The organism is Streptomyces fodineus (assembly GCF_001735805.1).
Lineage (GTDB): Bacteria > Actinomycetota > Actinomycetes > Streptomycetales > Streptomycetaceae > Streptomyces > Streptomyces fodineus.
Genome location: NZ_CP017248.1, coordinates 2907009 through 2919706, shown reverse-complemented (window position 1 = coordinate 2919706; position 12698 = coordinate 2907009). Strand labels below are relative to the sequence as shown.

Below are 12698 nucleotides of genomic sequence, written 5' to 3'. Positions count from 1 at the left end.
CAGAGTCATCGTCGCGATGGTTACACTGGGCCGTATGCCGACGTCAGCCCCGCCCAAGAACCGCTTCGAGCGGCGCCGCGCCGAGACCCGTCAGGCGCTCGTCCGCGCGGCCCGCCAGATCCTCGCGGAGACCGGGGACACCAGCGCCAGCATCCAGGCCATCGCCGAGCGCGCCGATGTCGGTTTCGGATCCTTCTACAACCACTTCGAGTCGAAGACGGAGCTGTTCGACGCCGCGGTGTCGGACGCCCTGGAGGAGTTCGGGCAGGTCATCGATGCGCGCGTGGAAGGCGTCGACGACCCGGCCGAGCTGGTCGCGGCCGGATTCCGGCTCACTGCCCGGATGGCGGACTCCCACCCGGAACTCCTGCGGATCCTGCGTGACCGCGGCCTGTCCCACATCCACTCGGACAGCGGTCTGTCGCCGCGCGCCCTGCGCGACCTGGAGATCGGCATCGCGTCGGGCCGCTTCACCTGCGACAACGCGACCACCGCTCTGTCCGCCCTGGGCGGCACCCTGCTGTCCCTCGTGGCTCTCAGGCTGGACCGCCCGGACCTCGACGGCGACGAGGCCGCCTCCGACCTGGCCGAGATGGTCCTGCGCATGCTCGGTGTCGCCCCGGACGACGCCCATGAGGTCACCCGGCGCCCGCTGCCCGGCCTCGACTGACAGCTGCCTCACTCACGACGTCCCGCACTTGCAGCGCTGCCGCCTGCGGTGCCACGCCGGCGGCGACGAGGAACGCGGTGGCTGCGGCCTCACCCGTGGAGTCCGCCCACGCGCTCGCGGCGTTCTCCTCGGCCAGGGCCAGCATCAGTGCTTCCAGCGCCTGAGCGAGGACGGGCGCCGGGACATGGTCCGCGAACACGCCTTGGCGCTGACCGCGTCGCAGGGTCGCGACGGCCTCGTCGCGGACCGGTGCCAGGGTGGCGCGGACCGCCTCATCTCCCAGGTGGCGTCGCCCCAAGGACAGCAGCGCGCGGTACTGGTCGCGCACCGCCCATCCCGACAGGACCATCCGCGTCATCGCCTCGAGCGGACCGGCACCCGGGGCACCGGCTGTGGCGAACGCCTGCCGGAGCGCTTGGACCGCTTCCTGCGTCAGCTCGGCGACCAGCGCCTCCCGGCTGGAGAAGTGTCCGTAGATGGTGCGCCGGGCGACGCCGGCCCCCTGAGCGATGCTGTCGAGACTCGCGTCGGGGTCGTCCCGCAGTCTCTGCCGAGCGATCGCGAGAATGCGTCTGCGGTTCGAGCGAGCATCACCGCGCCGCGGAGTGCGGCCCAGGGCGTCGGTCGTCTGCATGGCTCCGTCCCTCCGGGGTTCTGGCTGCCGGAAAACGGCGGGCGCCGGTGTTCCCTCAAGCACCGGCGCCCACTCACCCCTGCCCGAGGTGGCTTCGATGCCCCGCTGACAGGCGTCAGGGGACCAGGATGAGGCGGATCGGGTCGCCGATCTTGTTCTCCAGACGACTGACCGCGCCGGCCGCGTCGATGAGGGGGATGTGGTCGGTGATGGAGGGGGCCAGGTCGAGGCGGCCGGCCGCGGTCAGCCGCACGAGCTCGGAGACCGACTCCGGGAAGCCGCCGTAGTGACCGCGCACCTGCTTCTGCAGGTAGTTGAAGGTCAGGCCCTCGGTGATGGTGAGCGGCCTGGGGGTGATGCCCACCAGGATCAGGGAGCCGCCCAGGCCGAGCACGGAGGCGGCCTGCTCGCGCACGGCGGGTACGCCGGCGCAGTCGAAGGCGAAGTCCAGGCCCCGCCCGTCGGTGGCCACGCGTACCTGGTCGGCGAAGTCGGGGGCTGCCGGGTCCAGGGCGTAGTCCGCACCGAAGGCCAGGGCGCGCTCGCGCGCGCTGGGCAGCGGGTCGACGGCGATGATCGGGGCGGCGCCGACCAGGCGGGCGAGACGTACGTTGTGCGCGCCGACTCCGCCCACGCCCCAGACGCCGACGGACTGGGCGGGACGGACGCCCGCGGTGGCGACGACGGCGGCGTAGGGGGTGGAGACCGCGTCGGGGATGATCGCGGCCTGGTCGAAGGGGAGACTGTCGGGGATGGGGATGAGGGTGTCCTCGCGGGCGATCACGTACTCGGCCCAGCCGCCGTCGTAGTCGATGCCGGCGGTGAGCATCTGGGTGCAGGGGCGGTGGCGCACGCAGCCGGCGCACCGGCCGCAGGTCTTGCCGGCCTCCAGGGTGACGCGGGTGCCGGCGGTCAGGCCCCGCTTGAGGTCGGGGCCGAGGGTGTGGACGACGCCGGAGACCTCGTGGCCGACGGTGACCGTGTCGGAGGTGGCGAACAGCGGGACGAGGGAGCCGTCGAGAAGGTGGACGTCGGAGAGGCAGACGCCCGCGGCCTTGACCTCGATGAGGACCTCGCCCGGGCCGGGCACGGGGATGGGGACCTCCTCCACGGCGAACTTCTTGCTGTCCAGGTGGAAGCGTCCGGCGAGCATGGTGTCCATGGTGATCTGCTTTCCGTGAGCGGCACGGCCCGGTGGTTCGGGCCATGGGTGCCATGGGGTGTCTGAATGGCTGGTGGGGCCGGGAGGCGTGCGGGGGAGGCAGGACGTCCGCGCGCCTCCCGGCGGCTGGGGGCAGCGCGCCTTGACGGCGTGCGGCGGCGGTCAGGCGAAGACGTCCTGCTGGTAGCGCTCGTCGGCCTCGAGCTGGGCGAGCCACTGCTGGGCGGCCTCGTCGTCGCTGCCGGTCCGCCGGCGGTGGATGGCGGCGAGGGCCTCGCGGACGGCGGGGGCCATACGGCGGCCGTCACCGCAGACGTAGATGTACGCGCCGTCCTCGACGGCCTGCCACACCGTGTCGGCGGCATTGGCTATGGCGTTCTGCACGAACCGGGCCGGGTGCCCGGGCACCGCGGAGAAGGCGGTGTGCACCTGCGCGATCCCGGCCTGCTCCCAGTCCCGCATCTCCTGCTTGTAGAAGTAGTCGTGCTCCGGGTGGCGGCAGCCGACGAAGACCTGCGACAGGCCGACCTCGGTGCCGTTCGCGTGCTGTGTCGCCCGCTCCTCCAGGAAGCCGCGCAGCGGCGCGATCCCGGTGCCGGGGCCGATCAGGATCAGCGGCGTGGCGGGGTCGGCGGGCGGGGCGAACGTCGGGGAGGGCACGCGGACGTAGCCGTACACGACGTCACCGGGCTCAAGACCGGCGATGTAGGAGGAGCAGGTGCCGCGGTACTGGCCGTCGCCGGACAGGGCCGGACCCTCCAGCAGGCCGACGGTCAGGCGCACATGGCGCGGGCTGGCCGACGGGGCGGAGGAGATGGAGTAGAAGCGGGGTCGGATCGGCCCCATCATCTCCAGGAACACCGCCAGCGGCAGCTCGACCGCGGGGAAGCGCTCCAGCAGGCCCAGCACCGAGACCCGCTTGCCGAGGATCTCCTTCTGGTAGTGCTCCTCGGCCTCCTCCGTGTCGGCCGCGTACGCCTGGAGCTGCGGCCGTGTCCACGGGCACTGGGTGTACTCGGCCAGCGTCTTGATCTGGGAGCGGGTGGCCACGTCCTGCAGCTCCAGGAACTCGGTGAGCAGGATGCCGGCGGTGACCGGGGTGCCGACCGGCAGGTGGGTGCGGCCGCCTGCGGGCTGGTCGAGCCGGAGCACCTGGTCGTAGTCGACGCCGAGCCGCCTCAGGGCGCGCTCCACCAGGGCGAGTTCGTTCTTGGCGAAGACGGCCAGGTGGTTGCCGGTGTCGTAGGTGACACCCTCGGGCAGCTCGACGGTGATGGACTTCGCGGACGGGCGCGGCGGCTCGATCTGGAAGTCCCACAGGCCGGTCGCGTCGGCCACGAGCTCCTCGTTGGCCACCACCGTGAGCGGGTACGCCTGCTCGGAGACGATGGCGGGGCGCACGTCGGACTCGGTGAGCAGCTGGACCTGGTAACGCGGGCCGCTCGCCTCGGAGGTGTCGGCGGCGTACTCCTCGGCCAGGGTGGCCCACAGGGTGTCCATCCAGCGACTCGCCATGCCGTCGAAGTCACCGGCGGCGTCCGCGATGCCGCGCTCGACGACGGGCGTGGCGCCGGCGGCCAGCAGACCTTCCGTGATCCGCTTGGGGAATGCCTGGTAGGTGGCCACCCACTGGGTGTTGCCGGCGCCCAGGAGCGCGAACCGCACGTTGGACAGCGAGCCCTCGGGCAGGCCGGCGGCGAGCAGGTCGTCGAAGCGCTGGGCGTTGTCGGGTGCCTTGCCGTTGTAGCTGGCGGCTACGACGACGAGCAGACCCTCGGTGGGCAGGTTGTCGCCCAGCTCGTCCAGGCTCATCAGCGTGGTGCCGAACCCGGAGCGCTCACCGCGGTCGGCGATGGTGCGCGCCAGGTCCTCGCAGGAGCCGAGGCTGGAGCCGTAGGCGACGGTCAGGTTCACACCGACGCCGCTGACCGCTGTCTGCGCCTGCGTGTCGCCGGTCTGCAGGTCGGCGGCGCCGAAGACGGTCCGCTGGTGGTCCTGACGCTTGCGGACGACCAACTGGAAGTCGCCGGGCTTGCGCGTCAGCGCCTCGCGGACGTCCATCTTGTAGTCGGTGGTGTCGGAGAACCTGAACTTCTGCAGCACGAGCGCAAGCGCCAGGCGGGCCTCGGTGAGCGCGAACTGGCGGCCGATGCAGGCACGCACACCGTTGCCGAACGGCTTGTAGGCGTGCGGGTGCTGTTCCACGCGGTTCTCCGGCAGCCACCGGTCGATGTCGAACTCCTCCGGCCGGTCCCACGCCTTGGGGTGGGAGTGCAGCGCGCCCATGAGGATGTTGGCCCTGGTTCCCTTCCTCAGCTCGTACCGGTCGCCGATGACGGTGTCGTCGATGGGCGCCTTGGCGATCAGCGGGATGGGAGCCCACAGGCGCAGGGTCTCCTCCAGGATCCGCGGGATCACGTCGAGCTGCATGATCGTGTCGTAGTCCGGGACCGTGTCACCGGGCAGCAGGCGGTCGACCTCGGCGTACGCCTGCGCCAGCACGTGCGGGTTGCGCATCAGCGAGTACGTGGCGAACGACAGCAGGCCACTGGTGGTCTCGTGACCGGCGATCAGGAAGGTCACCACCTGGTCGCGGACGTTGTCGTCCGCCAGCAGCTTGCCGGTCTCCGGGTCGGTGGCCTCCAGCATCAGGCCGAGCAGGTCCTCCTCGCCGGTGCCCTTCCCCTCGCGGCGCTCCTTGATCACGCTCTCGACCAGGTCACGCATCAGCTGGATGTTCTGGCGGTACTTCCTGTCGTCCGCCTTGCGGAGCTTGGTCATCATCGGCAGCTCCTGAGAGCGCCGCATCGACTCGATCAGCGCCTCCAGCAGCGAGTTGAGGAAGGGGTGCAGCTCCTCCTTGTCGTAGGACCGGAAGCGGTAGCCGAAGCCGGACAGGGCGATGGTGTCCAGGGTGAGCCGGGTGTAGTCGTCGGTGATGGCGACCGGCTGACCCTCCCGGCTCTCCCACTTGCCGACGAGGTTCTGGGCGATCTCCAGCATCTGACCGAAGTAGGTCTTCATGGCCCGCTGGCTGAAGGCCGGCAGCAGGATCCGGTGGGCCATGGCCCATTCCTCTTCGTGCTGGTGGGCCGTGAACAGGCCCGCCCCCGTGTAGTCCCGAACATGGCTCAGCGGCGTCTTCTCGATCTGCTTGAAGAACCGCGTCTCGTCGCAGACCTCGGCCACCAGGTCAGGGTCGTAGACGAAGACCTGCTCGATGCCTGCGATGTCCATGCCGTAGATGCCCTCGGGGAACTGCTTGGACAGCTCGTTGAAGTACTCCACCGGGTTGGTGTCGGGAATCTGCGGCGTGTGGCCCAGCAGGGGGATCCCGCGCGGGGACCGGATGGGGCGAAGGTCGTTCGCGGTGTGCGTAGTCATGTCTTGCTCCTCTGCACGGAGGGGGTGGAGGGGGTGGGCAAGGGCGCGCTGCGCAGGTCGATGCTGTGGCGCCGTACGGAAACATACGCCGTATGGAATTAGTACCGTACGGCGTATGGAAACCTGGCGCAACCCCCTGTCATGCAGGTCGGCGCTGTGATTCAGGTCATTTCCATACGGAGTATGAAACTGATACCGTACGTGGTATGGAAAAGAAGGTGAGGCGTCCCCCGCGGGGAACCAGGAAGAGAGACGTGCCTCTGACCGAGGCCGGGATCTATGCCGCCGCCCTGCGGCTCATCGACGAGGACGGCGTCGAGGCCCTGACCATGCGCAAACTCGCCACAGAGCTCGACGCGAACCCGATGTCGCTGTACCACCACGTCCCGAACAAGGAAGCCGTGCTGCGCGGCGTGACGAGAATGGTCGGGGCCCAGTTCCGCACCGTGACACTCGAAAACGCCCCTTGGCAGGAGCGCATCCGCCTGCTCGCCACAGACTTCCGGACCCTGGCGCACCGTCACCCCGAGCTGATGGCCTACTCGTTCAGCCACCAGCCGGACTTCATCCAGCCCGACGACCCGTTCTGGACCGCGCTCACCGCCATCGTGGCCGCTGCCGGGGCGTCGCACCCGGAGGTTCCGGAGATCGCCGCTCTCATGGTCGCCGTCGTCATCGGTGTCCTCGGCGCCGAACTCAACGGCTCGCTCCAGCAGTGGGCGAGCCTGAAGCCCTCCGCTGCCGACGCGGACGAGGTTACGGACGCAGGCCGGTCAGGTCCTGATCAGGACCACATGTTCCGGCTGGTGATCGACACACTCATCACGGGCCTGGAGGGTCGGCTCAGCGCCGGTCGTGACGGCCAGGGCGTCGGCCGCCGTTGAGTCCGTGACCCTGGAGCGGTACGGCGTGGCGCTCGTCCGTGGCCGGCGGGCTCAGGTCGCTGCGCCCAGGAGGGCACCCGATCTCCGGAGAAGGCCGCTTCAGTACGGGCGAGCGGGCGGGATGGGCTGGTCAGACCTTACGCACGGCCACAGAGGGCGTAGAAGGGCGTATGGGCGCGCGAGGGATATCGGATGATCGCTTCTTGGAGCAGCGCGCCGGGCGCGGGCTGCTGGTGATCGTGCTCGCACTGATCGTGGTGTCACCGTGACGGACATCGGCATAGGTGATCATCTCGGTCTTCGCCAGGGTGCGGTCGGTGGCCGAGACGGGGGTCTCTCCCGTCCGCGACCGGCTGACCGTCACCGCCCTCCCCGCCGGGTGTCGCAGTCACGGCGGCACGAGCGTCCGCAGACCGTCGTCCGGTCCGCTGAGCACGCTCCACGGATTCGTCACCCTGCGAGCCGCACTTGGTCGGTATTGCATGGGGAACTGTCGTTGCGCGGTGCGCTGCGGGAGGGCGCCCGATCTCATCGGCATCGTGATCGCCGTGTGTCCAGCCTTCACCGCGCCGAGGGCGCTCTGGCTGTAGTGACCAAAACCCTGGCGGCCGCGGCTCCGCTGACGGACCGACCGCCACCGCCGACCTCACCGACTTCGTCCATGCCCGCTGCCGCCCGGCGGGCGCCTTTGCCGAGTTGCGCCAAGCCGCCGAGGTGGCCTGCGGCGCCGCCGGATGCCGACCCTTCCGGCCGCGTCACTCGTCGCAGGCCGACCGTCAGCGCAAGGGCGAGTTCACGGTGGGCGTCAGCAAGGTCTCGTCGAGGCCGACGATCCGGCTGATGTCGAAGCCCTCCATGTCCGTGCGGAATTCATTACTCGACAGGTACGCCTCCAGCCGCTCCTGCACGTCGTCGGTGTGCGTGTAGGAAACGAGGGCGTACAGCTTGGGGGCCTTGCTTTCGGGCGCCGCGGGCACCGTCCAGACGCCGTGTGTGGTGATCCGGTGCTTGGCCATACCGGGAATGTGCTTGGCCCAGATCTTCTCGTAGGCGGAGAGGGCATCGAGGCAGCGCAGAGTGTAGACACGAAGCTGGTACTGGGACATGACAGGTTCCTTTTTCTTCGGAGCTTGGATGGTCTGCGGTCAGCCTTGCGAGAGGAGGTGTGCCAGTTCGACGTCCCAGTCGATGTGTCCGGACTCAGTACCTCGCGGCACCAGTGCCTCCGTGTTCTGAAGGAAGGACGTGAGGTCCCGCACGGGGACCTCGAGCAAGGCGGTGCCGGCGGAGGACCCGAGGGCGATGTACATCGACTGGTCGCCCCGCCCCGTGGCCGACCAGATCCGGACGTCCGCGTAGCCCGCGGAGCCCTTCAGGCCATCAGCCAGAAGTTCCCGCCCCAGAATCCATTCGACCGGCTCGTCGCAGTCGACGAAGAAGACGGCGCGGACGACGTAGGGGTCAGTGGGCTCATACCGCAGACGTACGCACAGGGGCACTGAGCAGTCGCGCGAGACGACCAGTTGTACGGCCATCCGCCGCTCTACGGTCTTCAAGGACTTCTTCATCGACTTCCGCTCCTGGGCGTGGCTCGGCGGTGCTTCATACCCGGCCTGCGGCAAGGGGCAGTGGTGCGGAGGCGGTACCACGGGCCGCGGGCGCCGGACGGCACCGGCGCATCGCACGATGAGTGGCGTGCCACTCGCTCGGCCGGCGGCCGGGGACGCCGGCCCTCGATCGCGGCGTTCGTCCCTGCCGCCGGCGGGAATCGGACCGGGGGGAAGGCATCGGCCCCACGGCCTCGACCGTTACCCGTCTCACCGGTCGTCGCGGCTCAGGTCGTGGTGGTCCCTGCCCCGGCCGTCGTGCTCGAAGCGGTACCCGTCGTGGCGGTACGACCTGTCCGACTTCCAGCCGTGCCCCTCGCCCTCCCAGCGGTAGAAGTGACCATCGCGGTAGAAGAGACCGTCGCAGTCGTGCCGGGGCGAGTCGGTGTGGTGGTCCTGGTGCCAGCCGTGGATCGCGTCGCAGGAGTAACCCTGCTCGAGCAGGTAGCCGACACCGTGGTCCCAGCTGTAATCAGCGGCCTCGCCCCCTTCGGTCTGGCGCTGGACGTGCGTGGATGCGAGGGGCGCGGCCGAAACGGTGCCCCCGGCACCGACGACGGCGACACCGGCGACCGCAACGGAGGAGACAGCGAGGGCGATGCGCTTCATGGGCTTCATGATCTTTTCCTTTCCGGTTGGCGTGATCTGTGCCAACGGCGGTTCAGTCGGGCGATTCGCGCCCGACATGGTCCGAGCAAGCATTTCCATACAACGTATGGCATTGCCCTTTCATTGTTACCATACGGCGTATGGAAATGTCGAAGTGACGAAGGTAACCGGGGTGACTGGCGCGCGCGACCGCCCACAGGTTTCGCTCTTCAGATGCGAGCTGCCTGTCGCCAGCCCCCTCGGCGCGCCTGGCTTTCCTTGCGCAAAACAGATCCGTCGCCTCACGGACCTGCGGGCCGGCGATGTGGAGGTGATCGCCCGGCAAAACGCCGGCGTCGAAGCTCCTGTCGGTGCCGTGTACCGGGCGACGGCCGAAACCGGCTCCTTCGCCAGCAGCTGACGGGACGTCCGGCCGCACTCCGTCCGCTGCCCACACTGCATCGGCCCTGAGGCAGCTTGCATGCCGTAGCTGCTGGTTTGCGATCGCCGGAAGGCGGGACGAGTATTTTTTTAGGGCCTCACTACAGGGGCACACCCTGATGCCGACGCCGTCGACGTATCACTCCCTTCCAGCTGTGCCGCTCACAGCCGAGCAAGCGTCACCGTGAAGGCTGCGGCGCAGCGAACAGGACCGAACCTGCTCATTCAGTGGTCCGGGGCGACCGGTGGGACATCCAGCCCGGTCGCCCGACGGGAGGCTTGGAACCGGGCCATCGCTTCACGACCGAGGCTTCATGCCCGAGTCGATGGCCGCCGTGGGGCGGGAGGCAGAACGGAAGGAGTCTGCCCATGCGGATCGTCGTGGACCTGAATCGCTGCCAGGGATACGCACAGTGCGTGTATCTGGCGCACGAGGTCTTCAGATTGAACGGTCAGGAGGCGCTCACCTATGAGCCGAACCCGGATGACGAGCGGCGCCTTCAGGTCGAGCGAGCCGCTGCGGCGTGCCCGGTGCAGGCGATCGTGATCGCCCGCGTGGACGGCGCGGAGGGGATTGCGACGTCATGACCTTGCGGGCAACGGTCGCGGAGCTGGTGCGCGAGTTCAGGGCCAGCGGCCGGATCGTCATCGTGGGTGCGTCCCTGGCCGGGCTGCGGGCCGCGGAGACCCTGCGCGAGGAGGGCTTCACCGGTTCTCTGACCATCATCGGGGACGAGCCGTACGAGCCCTACGACCGTCCCCCGCTGTCCAAACAGGTACTCAAGGGCTGGGTGCCGGCCGACCACACCAAGCTGCCCCGCATGCGGGAAGTGGATGCGGACTGGCGGCTCGGGGTGGCCGCCACCGGGCTGGACCGGGCCACCAAGCGGGTACGGCTGGCCGACGGTGAGCAGGTGCCGTACGACCGGTTGCTGATCGCCACGGGCACGCGTGCGCGGCAGTGGCCGAACCCGACCGAGGCCGCCCTGCAGGGGGTCCATACGATTCGCTCGCGTGATGACGCAGAGCAATTGCAGAAGGCGCTGGCCGAGTCGCCGTCGCGGGTTGTGGTCATCGGAGCCGGGTTCATCGGCTCGGAAGTGGCCTCGGTCTGCCGGGAACTCGGTATCCCGGTGACCGTCGTGGAGCGGGGTTCGGCGCCGCTGGTCGGCGCACTGGGCGGGGTGATCGGGGAGATCGCCGCGCAGATGCAGCGCGATCACGGCGTGGACCTGCGCTGCGGGCTGGGCGTGTCGTCACTGGAGGGCGACTCCGGCGGGCACGTGCGGCGTGCGCATCTGTCCGACGGAACCGCCGTCGACGCCGACGTGGTGGTGGCCTCGCTGGGGTCGATCCGCAACGTGGAATGGCTGGAGGGCTCCGGGCTGGCGGCCGGTTTCTGGGGTGTCGGGTGCGACGCCGGTGGCCGTGTCTTCGACATCAACGGGGTGGTCACCGACAGCATCTACGTGGCAGGGGACGTGGCGCGTGCGCCGCATGTGCTGTACGAGTACCAGTTCCTGGCGATGGAGCACTGGGACAACGCCGTTTTCGGCGCCGAGGTCGCGGCCCACAACATGGTGAACCTCGAACCCCACTATCACCCACATCTGCTGCTGCCCGGCTTCTGGTCCGGTCAGTTCGGCGTGAACATCAAATCCGTCGGGGTGCCACCTTTCGGTGATGAGATCGTCTTCACCCAGGGGTCGGTTCAGGAGCGCCGTTTCGCCGCCGCCTACGGTCACCGGGGCCGCATCGTCGCGGCCGTCACCTTCGATCACGGCAAGTGGCTGGAGTACTACGGGAAGCTGATCGAGCGGTCCGGTCCGTTCCCGCCTCCGCCGCCGGGGTGGGACCAGCCGCCCGACATGAAGCCCATGCCGGCCGAGTTCCCGGACCCACGGGTCCCGACGGCGGTCCCCGACGTCGTCCTGACCGGACACGCCCCGAGCGAGCGGACGGCCGAGTTCCGGCCGCGCCGTCACTGACGCGCTCGCCGGGCCCAGCCTGTGGGCGGACAGCATCGACAGGAGAAGGAGGGGAGCCTCGTGGTCGAGGAAACCCCCTGGCAGCAGGCCCTGCGCTACGCCAACCGCGCCAATCCGTACCCGTTCTACGAGGAACTGCGCAAGACACCGGTGTCGCGGCAGCCGGACGGAACTTTTGTCGTCAGCACCTACCGGGAGATCGTGGCGCTGCTGCATGACCCCCGGGTCAGTTCGGATCCACGGAAGTGTCCCGTCCCGGCCGGGGCCCAGGCGCAGGGCTCGGGGGAGTCGGTGGCCGAGCCGATCAGGGAGGTGCTGACCGAACCGAACATCATCACCTGCGATCCGCCCGAGCACGACCGGGATCGTCGCATGATGATGCCGCATTTCGTCGGGCCGCCGCATGCGCCCCAGCTGATCTGCGACCTGGAGCCCGAGATCCGCCGCATCGTCGGCGGCCTCCTGGACGACATGAAGGGCAAGACCAGGATCGATGCCGTCGACGACTTCGCCTACCCCTTGCCGGTGACGGTGATCTGCAAGGTTCTGGGCGTGCCGCTGGAGGACGAGCGACGCTTCCACCACTGGATCGAGACGGCCCTGGACGCTTTGGACTTCGGTCCCGAGGCCGCCTCCGAAGAGATCCGGAGCCGGCAGGCCGGGGCGCGGCAGGCCGTGCAGGAGTTCGGGCAGTTCGCAGCCGATCTGCTCGACCGGTACGCCCGGCAGCCCGGCCCGGGCATGCTCTCGGCGTTGGTGAACGAGGACGGCCCGGAAGGGCGGATGTCCAAGGGTGTGCTCGCGAGCAACGCCCTGCTCCTGATCTTCGCGGGACACGAAACCACGGTCAACCTCATCGCCCACAGCGTGCTCACCCTGCTGCGGCACCCCGACGCGCTCGAGAAGCTGCGCCGTCGGCCCGAACTGATCGTGCCGGGGGTGGAGGAACTGCTGCGCTTGGAGTCGTCGGTGCAGTTCTGGCACACCCGCTCCGCCGTGGAAGACATCGACATCGCCGGCACCACCATCCCGAAGGGGGCGCCGATCTTCCTGGCGTACGGCTCGGCGAACCGCGACCCGGAACGGTTCACCGACCCCGACGAACTCGACCTTGAGCGCCGCGACAACCAGCACCTGGGATTCAGCCAGGGCATCCACTTCTGCTTCGGCGCTCCGCTCGCGCGGCTCGAGGTCCAGATCGCGGTCGGCGAGTTCGTCCGCCGGGTGCAGAACCCCCGGCTCGTCGAGGACCCGCCGCCGTACCGGCACAACCAGATCTTCCGCGGCCCGCGCCACGTCCTCGTCGACATCGACGGCATCCGCGACTGACCAGCGTTGCG

Annotated in this window: 12 protein-coding genes; 6 read left to right on the top strand and 6 right to left on the bottom strand. The window is 69.3% G+C overall.

Annotation, left to right across the window (positions count from 1 at the left end):
• Positions 1–34: 34 nt before the first annotated feature.
• Positions 35–670 (top strand): TetR/AcrR family transcriptional regulator, encoded by a 636-nt coding sequence (locus BFF78_RS11755; protein WP_069778280.1) that lies wholly within the window; start codon positions 35–37, stop codon positions 668–670.
• Here BFF78_RS11755 and BFF78_RS11750 read toward each other — a convergent pair.
• From BFF78_RS11750 to BFF78_RS11740, 3 genes are all read right to left on the bottom strand, one after another.
• Positions 639–1304, bottom strand: coding sequence for a TetR/AcrR family transcriptional regulator (locus tag BFF78_RS11750; RefSeq protein WP_069778279.1), 666 nt, complete (start codon positions 1302–1304; stop codon positions 639–641). The genes BFF78_RS11755 and BFF78_RS11750 overlap by 32 nt on opposite strands.
• 115 nt (positions 1305–1419) lie before the next feature.
• Positions 1420–2466 (bottom strand): zinc-binding dehydrogenase, encoded by a 1047-nt coding sequence (locus BFF78_RS11745; protein WP_069778278.1) that lies wholly within the window; start codon positions 2464–2466, stop codon positions 1420–1422.
• A 162-nt stretch (positions 2467–2628) separates the two neighbouring features.
• On the bottom strand, positions 2629–5850 hold the full coding sequence (locus BFF78_RS11740) for a bifunctional cytochrome P450/NADPH--P450 reductase (protein WP_069778277.1): 3222 nt from the start codon (positions 5848–5850) through the stop codon (positions 2629–2631).
• Between the two features lie 254 nt (positions 5851–6104).
• Here BFF78_RS11740 and BFF78_RS11735 point away from each other — a divergent pair, with 254 nt between their 5' ends.
• Positions 6105–6734: a TetR/AcrR family transcriptional regulator gene (locus tag BFF78_RS11735; protein WP_227025818.1), complete on the top strand. Its 630-nt coding sequence runs from the start codon at positions 6105–6107 to the stop codon at positions 6732–6734.
• A 776-nt stretch (positions 6735–7510) separates the two neighbouring features.
• Here the strand turns inward: BFF78_RS11735 and BFF78_RS11725 are convergent.
• The 3 genes from BFF78_RS11725 to BFF78_RS11715 all read right to left on the bottom strand — a co-directional run bounded on the left by BFF78_RS11725 (position 7511) and on the right by BFF78_RS11715 (position 8959).
• Entirely contained in the window at positions 7511–7840 is a 330-nt protein-coding gene (locus tag BFF78_RS11725; RefSeq protein ID WP_069778274.1) for an NIPSNAP family protein, read from the bottom strand.
• Positions 7841–7879: 39 nt separating this feature from the next.
• Positions 7880–8302 carry an SsgA family sporulation/cell division regulator gene (locus BFF78_RS11720; protein WP_069778273.1) on the bottom strand — a complete coding sequence of 141 codons (423 nt, stop codon included), beginning with the start codon at positions 8300–8302 and terminating at the stop codon, positions 7880–7882.
• 249 nt (positions 8303–8551) lie between these two features.
• Positions 8552–8959: a hypothetical protein gene (locus BFF78_RS11715; protein ID WP_069778272.1), complete on the bottom strand. Its 408-nt coding sequence runs from the start codon at positions 8957–8959 to the stop codon at positions 8552–8554.
• Between BFF78_RS11715 and BFF78_RS46140 the strand changes: the two genes are divergently transcribed.
• The 4 genes from BFF78_RS46140 (at position 8940) to BFF78_RS11700 (ending at position 12687) form a co-directional block, all read left to right on the top strand.
• The gene (locus BFF78_RS46140; protein ID WP_159032993.1) at positions 8940–9350 is read left to right on the top strand and encodes a hypothetical protein; all 411 of its coding nucleotides are present in this window, start codon (positions 8940–8942) and stop codon (positions 9348–9350) included. The two genes, BFF78_RS11715 and BFF78_RS46140, sit on opposite strands and share 20 nt — an antisense overlap.
• Positions 9351–9739: 389 nt before the next feature.
• Entirely contained in the window at positions 9740–9958 is a 219-nt protein-coding gene (locus tag BFF78_RS11710) for a ferredoxin (protein ID WP_069778271.1), read from the top strand.
• Complete coding sequence (locus BFF78_RS11705; protein ID WP_069778270.1) at positions 9955–11358, top strand: NAD(P)/FAD-dependent oxidoreductase; 1404 nt, start codon at positions 9955–9957, stop codon at positions 11356–11358. The genes BFF78_RS11710 and BFF78_RS11705 overlap by 4 nt, the downstream gene beginning before the upstream one ends.
• A 60-nt stretch (positions 11359–11418) precedes the next feature.
• Positions 11419–12687, top strand: coding sequence for a cytochrome P450 (locus BFF78_RS11700; RefSeq protein ID WP_069778269.1), 1269 nt, complete (start codon positions 11419–11421; stop codon positions 12685–12687).
• Positions 12688–12698: the final 11 nt, after the last annotated feature.

Excerpts from the sequence above, each read along its gene's own strand:
- BFF78_RS11705 (WP_069778270.1), top strand. The coding sequence starts at position 9,955 with ATGACCTTGCGGGCAACGGTCGCGGAGCTGGTGCGCGAGTTCAGGGCC.
- BFF78_RS11710 (WP_069778271.1), top strand. The coding sequence starts at position 9,740 with ATGCGGATCGTCGTGGACCTGAATCGCTGCCAGGGATACGCACAGTGC.
- BFF78_RS11720 (WP_069778273.1), bottom strand. The coding sequence starts at position 8,302 with ATGAAGAAGTCCTTGAAGACCGTAGAGCGGCGGATGGCCGTACAACTG.
- BFF78_RS11755 (WP_069778280.1), top strand. The coding sequence starts at position 35 with ATGCCGACGTCAGCCCCGCCCAAGAACCGCTTCGAGCGGCGCCGCGCC.
- BFF78_RS46140 (WP_159032993.1), top strand. The coding sequence starts at position 8,940 with ATGCGCTTCATGGGCTTCATGATCTTTTCCTTTCCGGTTGGCGTGATC.
- BFF78_RS11745 (WP_069778278.1), bottom strand. The coding sequence starts at position 2,466 with ATGGACACCATGCTCGCCGGACGCTTCCACCTGGACAGCAAGAAGTTC.
- BFF78_RS11740 (WP_069778277.1), bottom strand. The coding sequence starts at position 5,850 with ATGACTACGCACACCGCGAACGACCTTCGCCCCATCCGGTCCCCGCGC.
- BFF78_RS11725 (WP_069778274.1), bottom strand. The coding sequence starts at position 7,840 with ATGTCCCAGTACCAGCTTCGTGTCTACACTCTGCGCTGCCTCGATGCC.
- BFF78_RS11750 (WP_069778279.1), bottom strand. The coding sequence starts at position 1,304 with ATGCAGACGACCGACGCCCTGGGCCGCACTCCGCGGCGCGGTGATGCT.
- BFF78_RS11715 (WP_069778272.1), bottom strand. The coding sequence starts at position 8,959 with ATGAAGCCCATGAAGCGCATCGCCCTCGCTGTCTCCTCCGTTGCGGTC.